We start from the raw sequence: 21,609 nt of genomic DNA on the forward strand, positions 1-21,609 counted from the left end.
ATACGGCTCGGCCACGACAGCACCGTGTACCGGCTGCCCTGGTGAGACACGGCACCGCACGCTCGGCACGACAGACCGGAGTCGCCGTCTGCCCTAATTGTCCGCGCTGAGCGCCTGGGTGCGCGCGCTCAGCGAACGACCGAGCTCGCTTACCTCCGCATCCATCTCGGGCAGCCAGGTGCGGGTGGCGGTGCCGACGAATCGCTCGACCAGGGGGGTCTGCAGCACCGGTTTCAGCCAGCGCAGCGCGCCCGCCCACCCGGGCACATCGATCCGCTCGGCACGCCGCTCGATGCCCCGTTCGAAGGCGGCAGCGCACTCCCGCACCGTGACAGTTTTCTGGAACAGGGCCGGCAACGAGGCGAGCGCCCGCGCGGCGGCCGGCAGGTCGATGAACGTTTCTCGCACCAGCGCGGTGTCGATCCACAACATATGCGCCGACCCGACCGCGACGCCCCGGTAGCCGACCTCCGCGCGCACCGCGTTGGCGAACTGCTCGACCCCGGCTTTCGTCGCGGAGTAACCCGCCAGCCCCGGCATCGCCACATAGGCGGCGACGGAGGAGACGAACAGCACGTAGCCGCGACGTTCGATGACCGCGGGCAGGGCGGCACGCACGGTATGGAAACATCCGACGAGGTTCACGTCGATCACCCGCCGGAAGGCGGCGGGGTCCACCGCCAGAACCGATCCGTAACTGCCGATACCGGCATTGGCCACGACGATATCGATTCCGCCGAACCGTTCGGTTCCCCGCGCGACCGCATCCTCCATCGCGGCGAGATCACACACATCGGCGGTAACCGCCACGACGTACTCGTCGCCGCCCAGCTCTATGGCGAGCTCCCGCAGCGGGGGCGGGTCGATATCGGTGAGCACCAGCCGCGCGCCACGCACCCGCAGCCGCCGGGCGAGCTCCGCACCGATACCGCGGGCGCTCCCGGTGATGAGTACGACCTTTCCGGTGAAGGCGGTCATGACGTTGAAGGTTAGACCGGCCGGTCCGGCTCCGGAAGGGTTCGACCGCCGATATCGGCGCCTGTGAGCGTGCTGTTATCGCGACGGCGGACTCTGCGCGCCCCGGACCCGAATTGTGACCCGGCCACTCTGCCGCGAGATATGGCACCGGCGTCGCCCTCGGGCTCGGCCGAGGGCACTTCGTGCGATGTTCCGCGGGTGCCGCCGCACCCGCGGACAGCCGGTGGCCGGCCCCTGATCCGGGTGGCGGGTCAGCGACCCCGGGATGATCTCCCGCGCACCGCGGACGCGTAACCGGCCGGGCCCCCTCCCAGACGTTCGCCGCCGGCGCGCATAGCACCACGCGGGACACATCGCCGGTATCGCGGAACCCGCCGATCGACACGCCATCTCGGGCGACGTTCTCCACTTCCACCACGATCGCGTGGAACGGCCCGTCCAGTCGTCTCCCGGCCCAGCGGCCGGAGCGGCCACTGGGCCGGGGCTGTGGGATGGCCGACTCGGTCACAGCTGGTTCAGCAGCCCCCTCACACTCCCACGAGTGGCGCAATGTCGTACCGCACATCGAGGCCGCCGGCTTCCGCGCCGTCACCTACGACCTCTTGGGATACGGCCGCTCCGAGCGGCCGGTGAACCGCGACACATCCGTCGCCGCCCAGACGGACCTGCTGGAACATTTCCTCAGCGCGCTGGACATCGACCAGGTCAACATCATCGCTCACGACATCGGCGGCGCCATCGGCCTGCGGTTCTCCATCACCCATCCCCACCGAGCGCGACGGCTGATGGTCATCGACACGGTCAGCTACGATTCGTGGCCCTCCTCGACCTGGCAGAAGATCATCGAGGAGAACCTGGACGACTACACGAGCATGCCGCAGGACACGTTCAACGCCCTGCTGACCCGACAACTCGCGATGACCGTGACCGACCACACGCTCATGAGCGAAGACGTACTCCAGGAATATCTTGCTCCACACCAGTCCACGCTCGGCCGCGTCTCCTTCTTCGAACACCAAGTACGCCACTACGACTCGAAGTACACCGAGGAGATCAGTGACGAACTCACGCAGCTGACTGTGCCCGTCCGGATCCTGTGGGGCGAGGAAGACCAATGGCAGCCCCTCCACTACGCTAAGCGGCTCGGCAACGCCATCCCGCGGGCCGACCTCATCATCGTCCCCGGGGCCGGCCATTTCCTGATGGAGGACGCCCCCGAACGTGTCGTTCACGAAATCAGCGACTTCCTCCGCACCCCGCCCCGATGACCGCCCGCGGGTGATTCCCCGGCGCCGGCGGCGCACCCACGGCCCGCATCAGCCCGCGCGAAGGGCGAGGACGCCCCGGGTCTCCGCTCGATGAATGTGTCCGGCAGGGATCGGCCGGGCCATGAGCAGCACACCACGGACACGCCGCCGCCGACGCGTACATCGAGATCCCCCGCAGCCTTCGCCGCCGAGTCGAGCGTTTCCTCCGGGATGGTCCGCACGAAATGGAATGTGGTGCCGCCCTCTATCTCCCGTGTCGGCCGCTGCTGGCGAGTGAAGGCGAACACTGGAATGCCGAAGGGCGGGGTCGGGCCCCAGGTTCAGATCGACTCGGACGTCGCCATTCACCACTCCTCAAGTGATTGTAGAATGCAATCACTAGGCTGAATGGGGTGCCCGGCCGTGTGAAGGAGGAGCTATGGAGCCGAGATCCGGATGTGCGATCAATGCCGCAGTCGAAGCGCTCGGCGATCACTGGTCGGTACTGGTGCTGCGCGACGTGATCTTCGGAGACCGCCGATACTTCCGCGAGCTGCTCAACGGATCGATCGAGGGCATCGCGTCGAATATCCTCAGCGACCGACTCAAGAAGCTCGTCGCCGCCGGCATCTTGACCAAGGAGGACGTCACGCGCGGTCGACGCGCCCGCTACAGCCTCACCGAGGCCGGCATCCAGACCCTGCCGATCATCTACGCCCTCGGCAACTGGGGTCTCGACTGGCGCACGGGGACACCGGAGTTGCGTGCCCGCCAGGAACTCATGCGCACCGAAGGCATGCCGTTCATCGAAGAACTCATGCAGGATCTGCGCACCCGGCACCTCGATGCCGCGCCGGCCGAGCGGGAGGGCCCGGGTCCGCTCGAACGGCTCGCCGCGGTGTATGCCGCGGCCACCGTCGATACCGCGCTCGAAACCCCCGCCGACGACCGCAGGACGACATAGGCATCGCCGCGGCAAAGACATCCGCGGCCCCGCCCGCATCGGTCCACCACGGAGTACGCACCGGCCCGGCACCACCGCACCGACCCGGATGCCGCGGGCCGCACTCCTCCCACCGAGCCTCCGCGCCGACCACGGCACGGAAGAGGCCGGCAAGAAGTCGATTCGGCGGGCCGGTGCTCGACATCACACGCTAATAGTTGTTGCGTTAACTATTAGCGGACTACATTCGAGTCGGCAGGGGTATCCGGGCGAATGGAGGCGCGTTGACCACGGAAATCGACGACCCGCTGCGGCTGGAGCGGCAGGTGTGTTTCGCATTGGCTGTGGCGAACCGCTCGGTACTCGCTGTGTACAGGCCGCTGCTGGAACCACTCGGCCTGACCCACCCGCAGTATCTCGTCATGCTGGCGCTCTGGGGTGAGGCACCGATGTCGGTGAAGGCCATCGCCGAGGCGATCCAGCTCGACTCCCCCACACTGTCCCCGCTGCTCAAACGCTTGGAGAGCGCCGGTCTGGTGACCCGGCGGCGCGACCCCCGCGATGAACGCACCCTGGTCGTCGACCTCACCGCCGCGGGGCGCGCGCTCCGCCGCGAGGCCGAGCGGATTCCGCCCGCCGTCGTCGACCGGCTCGGCGTGGAACTCGCCGACCTCGAGGAGTTACGCGAAGTACTCGGCCGCGTCAACGCGGCGGCCCGCCGAGCGGCACTCGCGTACCCGGAGAACGAATCATGAACGTCCCCGCGAACCACTTCGGCGTACCGCGGCGTCCGGACCGTCGACAGGAGGGCCCCGTGACAGGCCAGACCCCCACCCCGGCACAGCGCATCCGCTACCTCCTCGGCGAGCCCCTGCCGCCCTCGATGCAGCAGTGGGTCCTGCGGGACCAGACCGGCCCGGGCGCCACCCGACGGTACCTCCAGCGCTTCCTACTACCCCCGCTCCCGTTCCTGTGCCTGTTCGCGCTGGTGCCAGGACCGTGGTGGATGGGATTCTCGATGGCCACGCTGGTGTTCATCCCGCTCGCCTTCTTCGCGGTCGCCCTGGTGTACGTGCACCGGCGCCATGTCCTGGTCAAGCACGGTCTCGATCCCGCACTGGCCGACCCGAACCGCAACCGCCGCGCCGCCGAGGAGCGGGCGAGCTACGAAATGCGCTATCACCGCGGCTGATCCCCGTCCGGCGCGGCGTCGGGGGCGCCCGGACCCGACACGTCGGCGCCCGCGGTCCCGACCGGGCCCCTTCGCGCAGCGGTGGTCTTCGACCACGCCCAGGATCTGCTCGTACTCGAAGGCCACCGCTCACCCGGCGCGACGCGGTCGAGTTGGCCGACGCGGCCACCGAGACTCCGACGATGTGCTCGTCGGCGACTGCTTTCCCATCCCCCTTCTACGTTATACACGATCCGCGGCCCTCATGAGACGCCGAAATGTGGTCCATAATCGCCCACTGATGCGTAAACCACCAGGTGAGGAGCGGCGGATGAGTTATGTGCTGGGCTTCGAAGAAATCGACCGGACGCAGCTCGCGACCGTCGGCGGCAAGGGCGCCAACCTCGGCGAGTTGTCGCGGATCGAAGGCATCGCGGTACCGGAGGGTTTCTGCGTGACGACGACCGCCTTCCAGCGTGTCGTGGCCGAAATGCCGGCGATCGACGACCGGATCGATCGGTTGTCGCAGCTCGAACCGGGTGACCGGGAGTCGATCCGGGTACTGAGCGCGGAGATCCGCGCGGAAATCGAGGAATGCGCTGTTCCCGGCGATGTGGCGGCGGCGATCACCGGCGCACTCGCCCGGCTCGGGACGCACGAGCCCTGTGCCGTCCGATCCAGCGCGACGGCCGAGGATCTGCCGACCGCGTCGTTCGCCGGGCAGCAGGACACCTTCCTGAATGTCGTGGGACCGGAGGCGGTACTGCGGCACGTCGGGCGGTGCTGGGGATCGCTGTTCACCGAACGAGCCGTCGTCTATCGCCTGCGCAACGGCTTCGACCAGCGGAAGGTGCGAATGGGGGTGGTCGTGCAGCGGATGGTGTTCCCGCAGGCGGCCGGCATCCTGGTCACCGCGGACCCGGTCACGTCCAACCGTAAGGTCGTTTCCGTGGATGCCGGCTTCGGCCTCGGTGAGGCCCTGGTTTCCGGACTGGTGAACCCGGATGTCTACACGGTGCGCGACGGCACAGTCGTTTCCGAGACCGTGGCCACGAAACGGGTCGCCGTCCGGGCCGCGCCGGAGGGCGGCACGCGCGTCGAGGAGGTCGAGCCCGAACGGCAGAACCGGCGGGTGCTCACCGAGGCGCAGATCGTGCGCCTCGCGCACCTGGGCCGCCGCATCGAGGCGCATTTCGGCAGCCCACAGGACATCGAATGGTGCCTGGTGGACGACGAGTTCCGCATCGTGCAGAGCCGGCCGCTCACCGCATTGTTCCCGATTCCCGAGGCCGACGACGACGACAACCACGTATACATCTCCGTCGGCCATCAGCAGATGATGACCGACCCCATGAAGCCGCTGGGTATCTCGGTATGGCAGCTGACGAGCCCGGCGCCCATGCGGCACGCGGGCGGCCGGTTGTTCGTGGATGCCACCCGGGGACTGGCGACACCGGCGACCCGCGCGGCCATGGTCGAGGGTTTCAGCAGATCCGATCCGCTGACCGCAGACGCGCTGCGGACCGTCCTCGAACGTGACAGCTTCCTCCGGCCGGGTCCGGAGGCGGCGCCCGGCGGTCCGCTGTCCGGTGCCGGGCCCGACCTGATCGAAGCCGATCCGGCCGTGGTCGACGAGCTGATCGCGGACAGCGAGGCCTCCCTGGAAACGCTGAAACGCGCTATCGGCACCAAGTCCGGGCCGGAACTGGTCGACTTCGTGCTGGCCGATATCGAGGAGCTGCGGCGGGTGCTGTTCCACCCGCGTAGCCAGCAGGTGATCAAGGCGGGGATGGAGGCCACCTGGTGGCTCAACGATCGGCTGCGGGAATGGCTGGGCGAGAAGAATGCGGCCGACACCCTCGCGCAATCGGTTCCGCACAATGTCACCGCGGAAATGGGCCTGGCGCTGCTCGATGTCGCCGATGTGATCCGGCCGCACCCGGAAGTGGTGGCCTTTCTACGGCATATCGAGGACACGGGTGCCGAGGGGGCCGGTTTCCTGGACGAGTTGGCCCGGCTGCCTGGCGGTGATGCGGCACGCGCGGCCATCGACGCCTATCTCGACCGGTACGGAATGCGTTGTGCCGGCGAAATCGATATCACGCGGCCGCGCTGGAGCGAGCGCCCCGCCGCGCTCGTACCGACGATCATCAACAACATCAGGAGTTTCGAAGCGGGCGCCGGCACCCGACGCTTCGAGAACGGCCGGTGCCAGGCCGAGCGGAAAGCGGAGGAACTACTGGCGCGGCTGCGCGCGCTACCGGACGGGGACCGGAAAGCCGAGGAGACCGCGCGCATGATCGCCCGGGTCCGCGTCTTCTCCGGATACCGGGAGTATCCGAAGTACGGCATGGTCAGCCGTTACCAGGTCTACAAACAAGCTCTGTCCCGCGAGGCCGAGCGTCTCGTGCGGGCCCGGGTGCTGCGTGAAACCGACGATATCTTCTTCCTGACATTCGAGGAACTCCGTGAGGTCGTGCGCACGCACCAGGCGAGCGCGGAACTCATCCGCGAGCGCAGGGACGCCTTCCGCTCGTACGGGGCCCTCACACCACCCCGGGTGCTGACCTCGGACGGCGAGACCGTCACCGGTGCGTACCGGCGCGCGGATGTACCGGACGATGCGCTCCCCGGCATGCCGGTCTCCGCCGGGACCGTCGAAGGACGCGCCCGCGTCGTCCGGGATATGGCGCGGGCCGATCTGGAACCCGGCGATATCCTGGTCACCGCCTATACCGATCCGAGCTGGACTCCCCTGTTCGTCGCGCTCACGGGTTTGGTGACCGAGGTGGGCGGACTGATGACCCACGGTGCGGTGATCGCCCGCGAGTACGGCCTGCCGGCCGTCGTGGGTGTGGAGCACGCCACCCGGCTGATCCGGGACGGGCAGCGGATCCGGGTGAACGGGACGGACGGGTACATCGAGATCCTGTCCCGGCCGGACGAGTGAGATCCGGGGCCGGCCCGGCGGCCGGACCCGGCACGCCGTAGCCCGCACCCGACGAAGCCGCTCCTGGGGAGACGGATCACTCGGTCGTCGCGGCCTTGCCGGCAGCGGGGTTCGCGACGACCGGACCGTTCGCCCCGGCCCCGGCGGAGTCCGGGTCACCGAGCGTGCCGACGGTAGCTCCGGGCGTGCCCGCTCCGGAAGCGGCGGGCCCGCCGCGACGTTCGCGCCGCCACAGCGGCCGGCGCGGCCGGGCGACGAGAACAGTGCTCAATGGCGTACGCAGGGCGATCTCGACCACCGCGAGACTCGCGGCCAGCACGATCACGGTGAGCACCGTGGAGCGCAGAGGCGGGACCGGGTCGAGCAGCGGATCCACCGGCAGCACCCGGTACACGACGTCGATCATCATCGGGTGCACCGCGAAGACCCCGAACGCGCGGAGCGCGCCGTAGCTCACCACCCGCGCGACCGGCCCCGTACCGTCGCCACGATGGTCGTTCCAGGCCATACCCACGAGGTAGATCAGGGTCAGTGTGCCCACGAAAAGCGGCAGGAACTGGGGATTCCACGCCGCGGAGGTGCGCATCGGATCGATCCCCTCGGCAGCCACATCGCGCAGATGCCCGGCGATACCGTACGCGCAGCCCACCGCGGCCGCCCCGACCACCAGGGGCAGGTTCGCGCGGATCCACGCATCCGCGCGGTCGAAATGTACCGCGAGCAACGCGCCGATCACCGCGAACAGCGCGTACATCGGGAGGGTCTTCCACAGGTGGAGGTAGGCGCCCCAGCCCAGCAGCTCGGGTGCGCCGGGCCAGTCGAAGAATGCGAACATCGCCCATTGCACGGCCAAGGCGCCGACGAGCAATTCCAGATGGTGCCCGGCCGTCCGGGTGATCAGCCATTGCAGCGCGGGGAACAGCAGATAGATCTGCATCGAGATGAGCAGGAAGTACAGGTGGTACCGGCCGTCGCCGGTGAGGACACTGTGAGCCGAATCCCGGGCCAGATCCCGCGGTCCCGGCATCGGCGTGGAATCGTCCCACCAGACCAGGAACACTGTGTAGAGCACCGACCACGCCAGATACGGCAGGACCACCTGACCGAATCGCCGGCGCCAGAACGCGAGCGGCGAGACCTTCCGGCCCGAATAACCCAGGAACAGTACGAAGACGGTGATCGCCACGAACCCGTACCGGGTGGTGTGGGCCACGGTCGCCATCAAGCCGGTACCGCCGGCCACATCGGGGGTGGTCCCGTGCGTATGTGAGGCGACGACCAGGGTGAACAGGGCGACCCGCACGAAATCGGCGGTGTGGTTGTACGGACGCGCCGCCGGGGGTTCGGCTGCCTGTGGAGCGTTCGCGTGCGTCTTTGCCAGCGTGTCAACCACAGAAAACCCTTACCCATGCTTACGAGACCGAATCTGTTTACCGCATCGGTGTACCCAGCGGCAAGCCAGTGCGACAGGTCTCCCCGATCACCGCGATACGTTGCCGTACAGCGGATCTGTCGTGCCGGTGCCGGATGGGGCAGTGCACCCGCCACCCTGCCGACGTTTCGGCCCGTAGGCTTCCGCGAAGAGCGCCCTGGCGTTCACCGCCGGGCGGGCGGGCGAGGTGCCGGTGCCGGGCACGGGATGCCCGGAATCGACACCCGAGCGGTCAGACGCGCTCTTTCGACCTGGTCCGCACCCGCAGCGCGATCGGCTTCTGGGTTTCGGCGAAGAAATCGTTGCCCTTGTCGTCCACCACGATGAACGCCGGGAAGTCCTCCACCTCGATCTTCCAGACCGCTTCCATACCCAGTTCGGGGTATTCCAGGACCTCCACCGATTTGATGCAGTCCAGGGCGAGCCGGGCGGCGGGGCCGCCGATGGAGCCGAGGTAGAAACCGCCGTGTTCCTTGCACGCCTTGGTGACCTGCGCCGACCGGTTGCCCTTGGCCAGCATCACGAACGACCCACCGGCCGCCTGGAACTGGTCGACGTAGGAGTCCATTCGGCCCGCGGTGGTCGGACCGAAGGAACCCGATGCGTAACCGTCGGGGGTTTTGGCGGGCCCCGCGTAGTACACGGCCATATCCCGCAGGTATTGCGGCATCTCCTCGCCCGCGTCCAGCCGCTCCTTGATCTTGGCGTGCGCGATGTCGCGGGCCACCACCAGCGGCCCCGACAGCGAGAGGCGGGTCTTCACCGGATATTTCGACAGTTCCGCGCGGATCTCGTCCATCGGCCGGTTCAGATCGACCTGCACCACATCGCCGCCGAGGATCTCATCGGTCTGCTCGGGCAGATACTGCGCGGGTTCGCGTTCGAGCTGCTCCAGGAACACACCCTCGGGGGTGATCTTCGCCAGCGCCTGGCGGTCCGCGGAACAGGACACCGCGAGCGCCACCGGGCAGCTCGCACCGTGCCGGGGCAGGCGCACCACTCGCACGTCGTGGCAGAAGTACTTTCCGCCGAACTGGGCGCCGATCCCGAAGGACTGGGTCAGCTTGAAGACTTCCTGCTCGAGTTCCAGATCACGGAAGGCGTGCCCGGTCATCGACCCCTCGGTGGGCAAACTGTCCAGGTAGTGCGCGGACGCGTATTTGGCGGTTTTCAGCGCGAATTCGGCACTGGTACCGCCGATCACCACGGCGAGATGGTAGGGCGGGCAGGCCGCAGTGCCCAGCGAGCGGATCTTCTCGTCGAGGAATTCCAGCATCCGGGTGGGGTTCAGGATGGCCTTGGTCTCCTGGTACAGGAACGATTTGTTGGCCGAACCACCGCCCTTGGCCATATACAGGAATTTGTAGGACGGCTGCGCGGGATCGCCGGGCGTGGAGTACAGCTCGACCTGCGCGGGCAGATTGGAGCCGGTGTTCTTCTCGTCCCACATGGTGAGGGGTGCGAGCTGGGAGTACCGCAAGTTCAGCTTCGTGTAGGCGTCGAACACGCCGCGGCTGATCCACTCGGCGTCGTCGGCACCGGTGAGCACGCCCTCGGATTTCTTGCCCATCACGATGGCGGTGCCGGTGTCCTGGCACATGGGCAAAATGCCGCCGGCCGAGATGTTCACGTTCTTCAGCAGGTCCAGCGCGACGAAACGGTCGTTACCGCTGGCCTCGGGGTCGTCGATGATCCGGCGCAGCTGGGCCAGATGCGCCGGCCGCAGGTAATGGCTGATGTCGTGCATCGCCTCGGCGGTCAGCAGTCGCAGGACCTCGGGGTCGACCTGGAGGAAGGTCCGGCCGCCGGATTCGAAGGTGCTGACGCCCTCGGTAGTGAGCAGCCGGTACGGGGTGTCGTCGGCGCCGATCGGGAGCAGGTCTGAATAACGGAACTCGGGCGCGGTCACCGATCGCACTCCTTTGAAGGTGGGCTGCGGGTCGAACACGGCGCAGCCGCCGGTGAAGGCCACTGCGCCGGGGTCTGGCACAGCGAGCGTAGCGGCCGGCGGGCACCCCACCTGGAGTTAGGCGACCCTAAATCGTAACCCGGCGGCCGCTCCGGCGGGCCGCCGTCCGAATCCGGCGCATTCCGCGGCGGCTCCGTGCCACGTTTCACGGGCGATCCATAGGGGCGCCAGGTCTCGGCCGACAGGCCTCCCGGTGCCGCGCGATCCTGCGCCCCGGTGACACCGGTCATCCCCGTCCCGGTATGCCGCCGGTCCGAGGGCCGGCCCTCGGCCGCGCGCCGACGGCTCGGCCCGCACGCACCGGCACCAGACCGTCCGCCGCTCCGGGAGCGGGTCCCGCCGGATGCCGGTGAGATCGGCCACCCGGCTACGAAATACGCACGGCGACCGCGCTATACCGCTTCCGAAGCCGGTTCCGGAACCCGCAGCTGCGCCGACGCGTCGACGCCCAACCGGCGCTCGAAGCCCTCCGGGATCACGATATCGGACCGGTCCAGCTCGGCGACCGTGGTCTTGCGCAGCCCGAGCAGCGCGGAATCGATTCCGCCGCGCAGGATATCGAGCACGTTCTCCACCCCGGCCTGACCGTTGGCCGCCAGACCCCACAGGTACGCGCGGCCGATCATCACCGCGCGCGCTCCGAGGGCCACGGCCTTGACCACATCGCTGCCGCGGCGAATACCGCCGTCGAGCAGGATCTCGATCTCGTGCCCCACCGCATCGGCGACCACCGGGAGGGCTCGGATGGAGGCCGGGGTGCCGTCCAGGTTGTTCCCACCGTGGTTGGACACCGAGATGGCGGCCACACCGGCGTCGACCGCGCGGCGTGCGTCGTCCACCCGCATCACACCCTTGAGCATGACCGGCCCGTCCCACTGTTCGCAGACCCAGGCGACATCGGCCCAATCCGGCGGAGGCGTACCCATCCATTCGCCGTAGGCGCCGAAGAAGCCCGGCGCGGGCGCCTCGCCGAGCGTCATATTGGGCGCGGTGAGATCGGGCAGCGAGCCCGATTTCAGATACCGGGTCAGCCAGCGCGGTTTGGCCACCACCTGCGGCGCGAAACTCGCCATCGTCTTCAAGTCCAGTTTCTCCGGGATCACCGGGCTGCCCCAGTCGCGGCCGTGCGAGAACGACCAGTCGAGGGTGAGGATCAGGCCCACCGCGCCCGCGGCCTTCGCGCGCGCCATTCGCCCGGCGATATCGTCCTTGCTGCCGCACCAGTAGAGCTGGAAGAAGGTGGCCGGGTTGGCCGCGACGACCTCCTCGACCGATTTGCTGGCGAACGAGGAGAGCCCCATGGCGGTGCCCCGGGCCGCCGCGGCGCGGGCCACCGCGACCTCGCCGTCGGGATGGACGGCCTGGACGCCGGTGGGCGAGATGACCACCGGCATGGAGATCCGCTGGCCCAGCACGGTGGTGGACTGGTCGCGTTCGCCGATGGGTCCGGCCACATGTGGGGCGAACCCGAGTTCACCGAAGGCGGCTTGGTTGTCGTCGATGGTCAGCCCGCGTTCCGAACCTGCCACCAGCGCGCCGTACACGGATTTCGGCAGCCGTTTCTTCGCCCGCCGATGCGCTTCGGCGACGGTTTCGAACCACGGATTCATGGTCGGATCCTTTCCACTGGTTCCGGCCACCACTGCCGGATCTGGTCGTACAACTGGGAAATGAGCAGGTCGAGCAGTCGGGCACCCTCGGCCGCGGTGGCCCCGGTGGGATCGCCGAGTACACCGTTGGCGCTCACCGCCGCCACCCCACCGGACCGCAGCTGCGGCAGGATGTCGGCGAGCGGCCTGATATCACCGGGTTCGGCGCGGTCGACGCGGACGCGGTCCGGGGCGAGCGCCAGCTGCAGCGAGGTTTCGGTTCGCCCGGCGTGCGCGTCACCGCTGTGGCGCGGCAGGAAGAGCCGGATATCGCGGGATTCGCGCCGCAGCAGGTCCACGGCCCGGCGCAAGGCCTCGATATTGCCGCCGTGCGCGTTGACCAGCACGATCCGCTCGAAGGTCGCGGTCGCCGACCGGCACAGTTCCACGATGAGCAGTTCCAGGGCCGCCAGCCCGATCGACAGTGTGCCGGGGAAGCCGGCGTGCTCACCGCTGGCGCCGTAGGCGATTGCGGGGGCGACGAGTACCTGGGGACAGCGCGCGGCCACGCCCGCGCACAGCGCGACGGCGAGATCGGTGTCGGTGGACAGCGGCAGATGCGGCCCGTGTTGCTCGGTCGCGCCCACCGGCACGACCAACACCGGCGCGGTCGCGCGCAACGCGGCCACGTCGGGCGATGTGAGGTCCGCCACCTTCATGGGCCGAGATTAACGTCAGTCACTGACATAATCAATAGGCCCGCCTGCGGAGTGGCCCGCAGCGTACGACTCCGACCGGTTGCCCGGGAAGTGAGACGTCGCCACGCCCGACCCGGAAACGGGATACCGGCGCACGTGCCCGAGTCCGCGACACCTCGCCGACTCGGGCCCGCGACGCCGCGGCGGGGCCGGAGAACTCGGGGGTACCGTCCCCGAACCCGGTGGCAGCAGCGCAGTATTACCTCGTGACACCACAGCACTCCCGCGGCCGGCCGCGGGGAACCACCAAACGCGAGCTCGAGCTGATCGCGATGCGGTTGTTCAGCGAACAGGGCTTCGACGAGACCACCGTCGAGCAGATCGCCGCCGCGGCCGGGATCAGCGGTCGCACCTTCTTCCGCTACTTCCCGGGAAAGGCGGAGGTGCTCTGGTACTCGTTCGACGACGAGGTCACCGCGCTACGCGCCGCGTTCGCCACCGTGCCCGAGACCGAACCCATGATGGCGGCGGTCCGGCGGGTGGTGGTGAACGCCAACCGGTACCGCGCCGAGGACGTCCCTGAGCTGCGGATGCGGATGAAACTGGTCGCCGATGTGCCCGCGCTGGCCGCCACCGCCGGCACCCATTACGACGCGTGGGAGCGGGCGGTGGGCGAGTTCGCCGCCGGTCGGCTCGGGGAACCCGCCGATTCGCTCGTCCCGATGGCGGTCGGCCGCACCACCCTGGCCGCCGCCCGGGCGGCCTTCGACGCGTGGCTCGCCCGGGCGGACGCGGACCTCACCGTGTATCTCGATCGGGCGCTGGCGGCGCTGGAGCGGGGTTTCGCCACCCCCGGCGCGGCTCCGCTCACCTCGGCGCGGTAGAACCGGACCGGCAGGTTTCACCAGTATGGGCACAGGGGTATGACTAGGCTCGGTATCGGCACGACCGCCGGAAAATCTATGATGTACCCGACCGCCGTCGAAAGGGGCCCGAGTTACATGTCCGAGGTGTCCATGGGCCTTTCGGCGGACTCATTGGCCGAGGTTTCCGTCGACAAGCTGCTTCCGCAGCTCGTCGAACACCTGCGCCAGAACCGCACCGCACTGCGTGAGGAGTGGGCACGGCGCATCAGCGAAGCACGGCTGCTCACGGCGATGACGCCCGAAGAGGTCTTCTCCGAGGCGACCTCCACGTACGACTATTACGTGGAGGTGCTCGAAACCGGAAGCGTCGAAGCGCTGCAGGGTTATGCCCGCGATCTGTCCGAGCGCATCATCCCGAGAGGGGTGGAAACCGACGAGATCCTCGGGATGGTGCTGCTGTTGCGGGACGTATTGGCCCGCTCCTTGTTCGAGAAGTACCAATCCAACTTCGACCTCCTCAATGCCGTCCTCGACGCGTACGAGCCGGCCGCGAATCGGATCGCCAACACGGTGGCCATCTCCTTCGTACAAGAACGCGAGCGGGTGATACGCCAGCAGCAGGAAGCGATCCGCGAGCTGTCCACCCCCGTGCTCCAGGTGCGCGAACAGTTGCTGATCTTGCCGATAATCGGCGTTCTCGACAGCCAGCGGGCCCGGCAGCTCACCGAACAGCTGCTGCGGGCGATACGGGACAACCGCGCCAAGGTCGTGGTCATCGACATAACCGGTGTGCCCGATATCGACTCCACGGTCGCCAACCACCTGGTGCAGACCGTGGATGCCTCCGGGTTGATGGGTGCGAGCGTGATCATGACCGGCCTGTCCTCGGAGATCGCGCTGACCCTCGTGACCATCGGCTTGGATCTGTCGAAGGTGAACGCGGTCGGCGACCTGCAGGGCGGCATCGAAGAAGCGGAGCGGTTGCTGGGCTACGAAGTATCCCGCGCGACCGAGCGCAGCGAACGCGATTCGCGCTGACGGAATAGATATGCCGGTACCGATCCTCAAACAGGGCACATATCTGATCGCGTCAGTTCAGTCCGCGCTGACCGACGCCGATACCGAGCGCCTACAGGCCGACCTGATGAGCCAGGTCAGCAAGTATCGCGCCCAAGGCATCATCGTCGACGTGACAGCCATCGATGTGATGGATTCCTTCGCCGCCAGGTCGTTGCGCACCATCGCCCATATGACGCAGCTACGCGGCGCGGAGACCGTCATCGTCGGCCTGCAGCCCGAGGTCGCATTCGCTATGGTGCAACTCGGCCTCACCTTCGAGGACATGCACACCGCACTGGACCTCGAGGAGGGCTTGGCTTGGCTGAACCGCAAGGCTTCGGCCCGGCACCGAGATGGTCGTGACCGTGGCCGCTGAGCAGGTGGTTATCGCGGTGAAGATGTCGAACGACATCGTGACCGCACGTCAGGCCGGGCGGGAGCTGGCCGAGGAACTCGGCTTCACGCTCACCGACCGGACGATGATCTCCACGGCGATCTCCGAGGTCGCGCGGAATATCACCAGTTACGCCGGTAGCGGCGAGATCCGGCTCCAGGTCGACGAGCGCGACGGGCGCCGTGCACTCGTGGTCCAGGCCAAGGACCAGGGGCCGGGGATCATCGACATCCCCCGGGCCATGGAGGACGGCTATTCCACCGGTCTCGGCCTGGGTCTGGGGCTCCCCGGAGCCAAACGCCTGATGGACGGTATGGCCATCGAATCCGCGCCCGGCCAGGGCACCCTGGTGGAGATGTGGAAGTGGGTGCCGCACGGTGCATGAGGACGGGTACATCGGCCGGATCGAATGGGCGATGGCCGGCCGACCCCTCCCCGGCCAGGATGTGTCCGGGGATCGGTGTGTCGCCCTGGACACCGGTACCGGCACCGTATTGTTCGCGGTACTCGACGGTCTCGGCCACGGCGCGGCCGCGGCCGCCGCGGTGGACCGCGCGACCCGGGTGCTCGCCGAGAACCGCGCCGAGCCACTGGACGTGCTGATGGCGCTGTGCCATCGGGCCATGTCCGATACTCGTGGCGCCGCGGTCACCCTGGCTTTGTTCGGCGCGGAGGAAACGCAGTGGCTGGGTGTCGGAAATATCGATTCGATCGTGCTCACCGCGGGCCCCGCCGGGCCGCAGGTCAGCGCCACCGCGCTACAGAGCGGGGGGATCGTCGGGTACCGGCTGCCGTCCACCCTGCAGCCGCAGACGGTCCCGGTCCGGCCGGGCGATCTGCTGCTGATGACCACCGACGGGGTGGAGGCGGAACCGGGCCAGGGTGTGGACCTCGCGAAATCCACCGCCGAAATCGCCCAGGAACTGCTGAGCCGGCACGCCAAGGACACCGACGACGCCCTGGTGCTCGCGGCGCGGGTCCGGGGCGTGTCCAACGGCGTCGCCCAGCGGGAAGCATCGTGATCCCGCGAGGCCGGCGATGAGCACCGTGCTCGCGGCATTCCTCGACGCCTACGCCGATGCGTTACGCCGCCATCTCGCCGACCCGGAGGGCGACGGCCTGGCCGAGGGCCACGAGCTGGGCCGCCGGGCACTGGTCGAGGGCATCAGCCTGCTCGATCTCACCGAGCACCACTTCCGGGTGGTGAAACAGGCACAGGCCGAGGCCGGTGAGACGGCCGGGCCGCCCGATGCGGGCCGCGCGGAGAATCTGCTCGCCGAGGGCGCGCTCGAATTCCTGTTACAGACCCTGATCACCCTGGACGTGGCCACCCGCGGCTACCTCGACGGCACCCGCCGGTACGAGCAGCAGCGTTCCCGGGCCGACGATCTGGCCGGACGCGACGAATTCCGCACCGCCCTGGTCGAATCGCTGCAGGACGGGTTCTTCGTCGCCGACGCCCGCGGCAGCATCATCGAGGTGAACAAGGCGTTCGGCGAGCTCACCGGCTACGGCGCGGCCGGTGTCCCGTATCCGCTGCCGCATCCCTGGTCGATCCCGGAGGGCCCGCGCTACCCGGACCTGGGCACCGAGGCGTCCCGGTTCGTGGTACCGATCCAGCATCGGGACGGCCGCCGCCGCTGGATCGGGGTGAGTACCAGCGCGCTGGTCAAGCCCGACGGCGAGGAGCATATCTTCGTCGGCACCGTCCGCGATGTCACCGCCGAACACGACGCCCAGGCGCGCGACCAGGCCGCGAACCGGCTGGCGACCGCGCTGGCGGCGGCCACCACGGTCGCCGAGGTCCTCGAGGTTGGTCTGGACGAGTTGCGGCGCACGGTCGGCGCGGAGACCGCGGTGGTGGCGGTCTGGGCCGGTCCCACCGCACCGGAGGTCTATATCTCCGGCAATCCCCCGGCCGCCGCGGTGGGTTCCCGGCTCGAACCGGCGACGGAGGCGATTCTCAAACGCGCCCGCGTGCGGCCCGGGCGCACGCTTATCGCGGTCCCGGAGGGCGCGGGCAGCGCACAGGGCATCGTGGCGCCACTCGGCGAGAAGAGCGATGCCGCGCTGTGGCTGCGCTTCGCCGTCCCGCGAGTCGTCGACGCGGCCGACTGGACGCTGTTCTCGCTGCTCATCGGGCATCTCAGTCTGGCCGTCCAGCGAGCCCGCAACTTCGATCAGGCGCGCTCGACCTCACTGACCCTGCAGCGCGCCATGCTCGGTCCCATCGAACTCCCGCCCCGGTTCTCGGTGCACTACGAACCGGCTCTGCCGCCGCTGGAGATCGGCGGCGACTGGTACGACGTGGTCCCGCTGCCCAACGGCACCATCGGCGTGGTGGTCGGTGACTGTGTGGGCCGTGGCCTGTCCGCGGCCGTGGTGATGGGGCAGTTGCGTACCGCCGCCCGCGCGCTGCTGCTGCGCGGGGCCGGGCCGGCCCAGTTGCTCACCGAACTCGACCCGGTGGCGGCCCGGATTCCGGGAGCGCTGTGCACCACCGTCTGCGCGGCGGTGCTGGATCCGGTACGCGGGCTGGTCCGGTACAGCAACGCGGGCCATATGCCGCCCATCCTGGCCGATGTGGACAAAACCGGCCGCATGCTCGAGGGCGGCCGGTCGGTGCCGCTGGCGACCTTCGAGACCGCGCGCCGCCCGGAGGCCACCACGCCGCTGCCACCCGGGTCGACCCTGGTGTTGTTCACCGACGGCCTGGTGGAACGCCGCGGTGAGGATATCGACGAGGGTTTCACCAAGATCGCCACCGTTTTGGCCGACACCGCCGAGAAGCTGCCGCGCCAGGTCGCCGACTCGGTATTGTCGGCGCTACGGCCCGAGGGCGGATACGACGACGATATCGCCATGGTGGTCTACCGGCAGCCGCCCGCGCCGCTGCGGCTGGATGTACCGGCCCGGCCGGACCGGCTGGCCATGCTGCGTCGTACGCTGACAGCATGGCTGTCGTCCGCGGCGGTACCGCACAACCTCACCTCGGATCTGGTGGCCGCCACCAACGAGGCGTGCAGCAACAGTATCGAGCACGCCTATCGCAACGGCGGCAGTGACGCCGAACGGGTGGTGCTCACCGCCGAATGCGTAGGCGACCGGGTGGTCATCGAGACCATCGATACCGGGACCTGGCGTCCGCGTCCGGCCGATCCGGGGCCACGAGGCCGCGGCATCGATATGATGCGGGCGCTCACCGAAGAACTCGAAATAGATCACCACCGGGGACCCGGAACCCGGGTACGGATGTCGGTCACGCTTCCGGCGATCACGTTCCCGGTGGCCAGCGCCTTGCGCGGGACGGGGAATCGGTCCGGCGGGGATACGATGCAGCGAGATCGAGAGACTCATGGCAGATTGTGATGATGTGACCAATACTCCTCCAGACGCGAACCCGCTTACGGATACGATGACGACCTCTGTCGCCGACCACGACGGTGTCACCGTGCTCACGGTGACCGGCGAGGTCGATCTCGCCACGGCTCCTGCCCTGGAGACCGCGATCGATGCAGCCCTCGAGGCCGAACCGGTCGGCCTGGTCGTCGACCTCGCTGCCGTGAGCTTCCTGGCGTCGGCCGGGATGGCCGCGCTGGTCGCCGCCCATCAGCGGGCCGGTGACAAGACCACGATCGCCCTGGTGGCCGACGGGCCCGCCACCAGCCGGCAGCTGAAGATGACGGCGCTGGACCAGGTCTTCGCCCTGCATACGACGCTGGACGCGGCCCTGGCGGGCTTCCGGGCGGGCTGAACCGCGCCACCACACCGGGCCGGGCCGGCGGATAATCCGCCGACCCGGCCCGGGCCGTTTCCGGAGCCGGATCAGTCGCAGATTGCGCGGAACTGTTCGATCAGCTTGACCCGGTCGGCCGGTGTCGCGGCCAGTGGCGCGACATTGAGCACGGTGACTCCCGCTTCGGCGAACGCGGCGACCCGTTCCTTCACGTATCCGGCCGGGCCGATCAGCGAGATATCGCGGACCAGCGAGTCCGGAACCACCTGCGCCGCTTCGTCTTTCCGGCCCGCCAGATACAGCTCCTGGATCCGGTCGGCCTCCGCGTCGTAGCCGTAACGGGTGGCGAGGGTGTGATAGAAGTTCTTGCCCTTGGCGCCCATTCCGCCGATATAGAGCGCCAACATGGGTTTCACGAAGCCCAGGAGCGGTTCCACGTCTTCGCCGATGGCCAGGGCCGGTCCGGCGTAGATGTCGAGCGGGCCGAGTTCCGGGTCGCGCCGGTCCTTTCCGGCCCGCAGCGCGTCACCGAAGACGGCGTCGGCGCGTTCGGGCAGGAAGAAGATCGGCTGCCAGCCCTCGGCGACCTCGGCGGCCAGGGCCACGTTCTTGGGACCCAGCGCGGCGAGCAGCACCGGGATACGTTCGCGCACCGGATGGTTGATCAGCTTCAGTGGTTTGCCCAACCCCGTGCCGACCCCTTCGGGCAGCGGGATCTGGTAGTACTTGCCCTGGTAGTCGAGCCGTTCCCGGCGCCAGACCTTGCGGCAGATCTCCACGAGTTCGCGGGTCCGTCCGATCGGCGCATCGTAGGGCACCCCGTGGAATCCCTCGATGACCTGGGGCCCGGAGGCACCCAGGCCGAGCACGAACCGGCCGTCGGAGACGAAATCCAACCCCGCGGCGGTCATCGCGGTCAGCGTGGGCGTGCGGGTGTAGAGCTGCAGGATCCCCGAGGCCAGCTGCAAACGGGAAGTCTTGGCGGCGAGATAGCCCAGCGCGCTCACCGCGTCGAAGGAGTACGCCTCGGGCACGAACACGATGTCCAGTCCGGCACGCTCCAGATCGGCCACTTCGGCCGCCGCCTCGCTGAAGCCACCCGAGTAGTTGATGCTCAATCCGATCCGCATGCCCTCAACATAATCCCGGCTACGGGGTGGCCACGCACCGGCCACGCCGGGCGACGCGGTAGGTTGAACACGAGAGCACAGCGCACTGCGCAGCTAACTTCGAGCAATTATGATCAAGAAAGGCCGAATCGTGTCGGAGCCCACCCAATCGCCACAGCACACCGCCAGCGGTTTCGCGGGTTCACCGATCGGTGACTACCTGGGCGAACTCGCGGCGAAGGTCCCGGCCCCGGGCGGCGGCGCGGTGGCCGCGCTGCACGCCGCGCAGGCGGCCGCACTGGTCGCCATGGTCGCGCGCTACACCACCCGCGCCAAGGACGCCGACCATCGACCGGTGATCGACCGCATCATCGCGGCTGCCGATATCGCCCGCGGGGGCGCGCTGGCGCTGGCCGACGCCGACGCCCGGGCCTTCACCGCCGTCGGCGCCGCCTACAAGCTGCCCAAGGGCACCGACAGCGAAGCCGCCGCGCGGACGGCGGCGATCCACGACGCCCTGCTCGAGGCCGCCCGTGTCCCCGCCGCGGTCATCGACGCGGCGGACGAAATCCTCTCGTTGGCAACCGAACTGCTGCCGATCGGAAATCCGAACGTGGTCACCGATATCGGCGCGGCCGCCGCGGCGGCGCGGGCCGCCGTGGTGACCTCCCAGCTGAATATCGAGATCAATGTCGTCTCGCTTCCGGAAGAACACGCCGCCGCTTTCACCGAGGTGCCGGCGCGGATCGGGGAAATCACCGATCGGGCCGAAACACTGCATCGGGAGGTACTTCGCGCGGTTCGCGGCGGATGATTCGGGTACACAAACAGCACGTGCGAAATTAACCAGGTTTATGCCGAACTGGGATTTTTCGAGATCAAGTGCAGAACGGAGCACGCGTAGAATGGGCTTCGTTCCTGATATTCACACTGCTCCACCGCTCGACCAGGCTCGAGCAGCTAGACCGGCCGGCGGCGCACCGGCGGCCGGGGAACTGTTTGCCCCAGCTCGACGAGTGCAGGAGGTAACGGTGAGGATCGGGTACACATCGGCTCCGGTCGCGGCGGAACTCCCCGACCCAGGTATCGATGTCATCACCGAACACGGAGTCGTTTCCAATATCGCCGACTGTTCGGCGGATCCAGGAGTGTTGACGCTCGGCCAGGCCCGGCGCGCACACGATATCCACCGGCTCTGTTCTCCCGAATGCCAGGTCCGCAGACGGGCCCGTCTCACCTTGGCCGTCGCTTCGGCCGCCCCGGATCGTCCCACATTCGGCATTTCGCCCGGGCGGTCCGCGCACTACGGCGATTGATTCCCGCGTGGCGGGTGAAAACATCGTCCCGCCACGCCCCTTTCCGGCGCCGGGTATTCCGGCGCGCTTTGGATAGCGGTACCGAACTCGCACCGAATGGTTCTCTAGCAGCTCCACCCAATGGCCGGGTGGCGATCGGCGTATGCCGCGCG

Annotated in this window: 20 protein-coding genes; 14 read left to right on the plus strand and 6 right to left on the minus strand. The window is 68.5% G+C overall.

Going from position 1 to position 21,609, the window contains the following annotated elements; all coding sequences use genetic code 11:
* Window positions 1-93 precede the first annotated feature (93 nt).
* The gene (locus ACQPYS_RS18965; RefSeq protein ID WP_433490365.1) at window positions 94-978 is read right to left on the minus strand and encodes an SDR family oxidoreductase; all 885 of its coding nucleotides are present in this window, start codon (window positions 976-978) and stop codon (window positions 94-96) included.
* A 491-nt stretch (window positions 979-1,469) separates the two neighbouring features.
* Here ACQPYS_RS18965 and ACQPYS_RS18970 point away from each other — a divergent pair, with 491 nt between their 5' ends.
* The 5 genes from ACQPYS_RS18970 to rph all read left to right on the plus strand — a co-directional run bounded on the left by ACQPYS_RS18970 (window position 1,470) and on the right by rph (window position 7,289).
* On the plus strand, window positions 1,470-2,246 hold the full coding sequence (locus tag ACQPYS_RS18970) for an alpha/beta fold hydrolase (protein ID WP_433490366.1): 777 nt from the start codon (window positions 1,470-1,472) through the stop codon (window positions 2,244-2,246).
* A 418-nt stretch (window positions 2,247-2,664) separates the two neighbouring features.
* The gene (locus ACQPYS_RS18975; RefSeq protein ID WP_063038803.1) at window positions 2,665-3,189 is read left to right on the plus strand and encodes a winged helix-turn-helix transcriptional regulator; all 525 of its coding nucleotides are present in this window, start codon (window positions 2,665-2,667) and stop codon (window positions 3,187-3,189) included.
* 263 nt (window positions 3,190-3,452) lie between these two features.
* Window positions 3,453-3,923, plus strand: coding sequence for a MarR family winged helix-turn-helix transcriptional regulator (locus tag ACQPYS_RS18980; protein WP_431940289.1), 471 nt, complete (start codon window positions 3,453-3,455; stop codon window positions 3,921-3,923).
* 59 nt (window positions 3,924-3,982) lie between these two features.
* Window positions 3,983-4,360: a DUF5313 family protein gene (locus tag ACQPYS_RS18985; RefSeq protein ID WP_063038808.1), complete on the plus strand. Its 378-nt coding sequence runs from the start codon at window positions 3,983-3,985 to the stop codon at window positions 4,358-4,360.
* Between the two features lie 310 nt (window positions 4,361-4,670).
* Entirely contained in the window at window positions 4,671-7,289 is a 2,619-nt protein-coding gene (gene rph, locus ACQPYS_RS18990) for a rifamycin-inactivating phosphotransferase (RefSeq protein ID WP_433490367.1), read from the plus strand.
* Window positions 7,290-7,365: 76 nt separating this feature from the next.
* Here the strand turns inward: rph and ACQPYS_RS18995 are convergent, their stop codons facing one another.
* The 4 genes from ACQPYS_RS18995 to mftE all read right to left on the minus strand — a co-directional run bounded on the left by ACQPYS_RS18995 (window position 7,366) and on the right by mftE (window position 12,998).
* Complete coding sequence (locus tag ACQPYS_RS18995) at window positions 7,366-8,682, minus strand: acyltransferase (RefSeq protein WP_433490368.1); 1,317 nt, start codon at window positions 8,680-8,682, stop codon at window positions 7,366-7,368.
* Between the two features lie 271 nt (window positions 8,683-8,953).
* Window positions 8,954-10,630, minus strand: a complete 1,677-nt coding sequence (locus tag ACQPYS_RS19000) for a fumarate hydratase (protein WP_063038994.1) — start codon at window positions 10,628-10,630, stop codon at window positions 8,954-8,956.
* A gap of 452 nt (window positions 10,631-11,082) precedes the next feature.
* A complete protein-coding gene (mftD, locus tag ACQPYS_RS19005; protein ID WP_433490369.1) occupies window positions 11,083-12,300 on the minus strand; it encodes a pre-mycofactocin synthase MftD in 1,218 nt (405 codons plus the stop codon).
* Window positions 12,297-12,998: a mycofactocin biosynthesis peptidyl-dipeptidase MftE gene (mftE, locus tag ACQPYS_RS19010; protein ID WP_433490370.1), complete on the minus strand. Its 702-nt coding sequence runs from the start codon at window positions 12,996-12,998 to the stop codon at window positions 12,297-12,299. Before mftE ends, mftD begins: the two co-directional genes overlap by 4 nt.
* Window positions 12,999-13,243: 245 nt before the next feature.
* Between mftE and mftR the strand changes: the two genes are divergently transcribed.
* From mftR to ACQPYS_RS19045, 7 genes are all read left to right on the plus strand, one after another.
* Window positions 13,244-13,861, plus strand: a complete 618-nt coding sequence (gene mftR, locus ACQPYS_RS19015) for a mycofactocin system transcriptional regulator (RefSeq protein WP_063038817.1) — start codon at window positions 13,244-13,246, stop codon at window positions 13,859-13,861.
* Between the two features lie 117 nt (window positions 13,862-13,978).
* The gene (locus ACQPYS_RS19020) at window positions 13,979-14,881 is read left to right on the plus strand and encodes an STAS domain-containing protein (protein WP_157107340.1); all 903 of its coding nucleotides are present in this window, start codon (window positions 13,979-13,981) and stop codon (window positions 14,879-14,881) included.
* Window positions 14,882-14,891: 10 nt separating this feature from the next.
* Window positions 14,892-15,278: an STAS domain-containing protein gene (locus ACQPYS_RS19025; RefSeq protein WP_063038819.1), complete on the plus strand. Its 387-nt coding sequence runs from the start codon at window positions 14,892-14,894 to the stop codon at window positions 15,276-15,278.
* Complete coding sequence (locus ACQPYS_RS19030; RefSeq protein WP_063038821.1) at window positions 15,256-15,681, plus strand: anti-sigma regulatory factor; 426 nt, start codon at window positions 15,256-15,258, stop codon at window positions 15,679-15,681. Before ACQPYS_RS19025 ends, ACQPYS_RS19030 begins: the two co-directional genes overlap by 23 nt.
* Window positions 15,674-16,318 (plus strand): SpoIIE family protein phosphatase, encoded by a 645-nt coding sequence (locus ACQPYS_RS19035; protein ID WP_084481426.1) that lies wholly within the window; start codon window positions 15,674-15,676, stop codon window positions 16,316-16,318. The genes ACQPYS_RS19030 and ACQPYS_RS19035 overlap by 8 nt, the downstream gene beginning before the upstream one ends.
* 16 nt (window positions 16,319-16,334) lie before the next feature.
* Window positions 16,335-18,665, plus strand: a complete 2,331-nt coding sequence (locus ACQPYS_RS19040) for a SpoIIE family protein phosphatase (RefSeq protein ID WP_433490371.1) — start codon at window positions 16,335-16,337, stop codon at window positions 18,663-18,665.
* A gap of 46 nt (window positions 18,666-18,711) precedes the next feature.
* The gene (locus ACQPYS_RS19045; RefSeq protein WP_063039000.1) at window positions 18,712-19,050 is read left to right on the plus strand and encodes an STAS domain-containing protein; all 339 of its coding nucleotides are present in this window, start codon (window positions 18,712-18,714) and stop codon (window positions 19,048-19,050) included.
* A 71-nt stretch (window positions 19,051-19,121) separates the two neighbouring features.
* Here the strand turns inward: ACQPYS_RS19045 and ACQPYS_RS19050 are convergent, their stop codons facing one another.
* On the minus strand, window positions 19,122-20,162 hold the full coding sequence (locus tag ACQPYS_RS19050) for an LLM class F420-dependent oxidoreductase (RefSeq protein ID WP_433490372.1): 1,041 nt from the start codon (window positions 20,160-20,162) through the stop codon (window positions 19,122-19,124).
* Window positions 20,163-20,292: 130 nt separating this feature from the next.
* Between ACQPYS_RS19050 and ACQPYS_RS19055 the strand changes: the two genes are divergently transcribed.
* Window positions 20,293-20,955: a cyclodeaminase/cyclohydrolase family protein gene (locus tag ACQPYS_RS19055; protein WP_063039002.1), complete on the plus strand. Its 663-nt coding sequence runs from the start codon at window positions 20,293-20,295 to the stop codon at window positions 20,953-20,955.
* Window positions 20,956-21,172: 217 nt separating this feature from the next.
* Window positions 21,173-21,457: a hypothetical protein gene (locus ACQPYS_RS19060; RefSeq protein WP_157107341.1), complete on the plus strand. Its 285-nt coding sequence runs from the start codon at window positions 21,173-21,175 to the stop codon at window positions 21,455-21,457.
* The last annotated feature ends 152 nt before the right edge of the window (window positions 21,458-21,609 follow it).

It is taken from the genome of Nocardia grenadensis (assembly GCF_050942415.1).
Lineage (GTDB): Bacteria > Actinomycetota > Actinomycetes > Mycobacteriales > Mycobacteriaceae > Nocardia > Nocardia grenadensis.

Coding starts and splice junctions, on each gene's coding strand:
- ACQPYS_RS18965 (WP_433490365.1), bottom strand. CDS start 978: ATGACCGCCTTCACCGGAAAGGTCGTACTCATCACCGGGAGCGCCCGC.
- ACQPYS_RS18970 (WP_433490366.1), top strand. CDS start 1,470: ATGGCCGACTCGGTCACAGCTGGTTCAGCAGCCCCCTCACACTCCCAC.
- ACQPYS_RS18975 (WP_063038803.1), top strand. CDS start 2,665: ATGGAGCCGAGATCCGGATGTGCGATCAATGCCGCAGTCGAAGCGCTC.
- rph (WP_433490367.1), top strand. CDS start 4,671: ATGAGTTATGTGCTGGGCTTCGAAGAAATCGACCGGACGCAGCTCGCG.
- mftD (WP_433490369.1), bottom strand. CDS start 12,300: ATGAATCCGTGGTTCGAAACCGTCGCCGAAGCGCATCGGCGGGCGAAG.
- mftE (WP_433490370.1), bottom strand. CDS start 12,998: ATGAAGGTGGCGGACCTCACATCGCCCGACGTGGCCGCGTTGCGCGCG.
- ACQPYS_RS19020 (WP_157107340.1), top strand. CDS start 13,979: ATGTCCGAGGTGTCCATGGGCCTTTCGGCGGACTCATTGGCCGAGGTT.
- ACQPYS_RS19025 (WP_063038819.1), top strand. CDS start 14,892: ATGCCGGTACCGATCCTCAAACAGGGCACATATCTGATCGCGTCAGTT.
- ACQPYS_RS19030 (WP_063038821.1), top strand. CDS start 15,256: ATGGTCGTGACCGTGGCCGCTGAGCAGGTGGTTATCGCGGTGAAGATG.
- ACQPYS_RS19040 (WP_433490371.1), top strand. CDS start 16,335: ATGAGCACCGTGCTCGCGGCATTCCTCGACGCCTACGCCGATGCGTTA.
- ACQPYS_RS19045 (WP_063039000.1), top strand. CDS start 18,712: ATGACGACCTCTGTCGCCGACCACGACGGTGTCACCGTGCTCACGGTG.
- ACQPYS_RS19050 (WP_433490372.1), bottom strand. CDS start 20,162: ATGCGGATCGGATTGAGCATCAACTACTCGGGTGGCTTCAGCGAGGCG.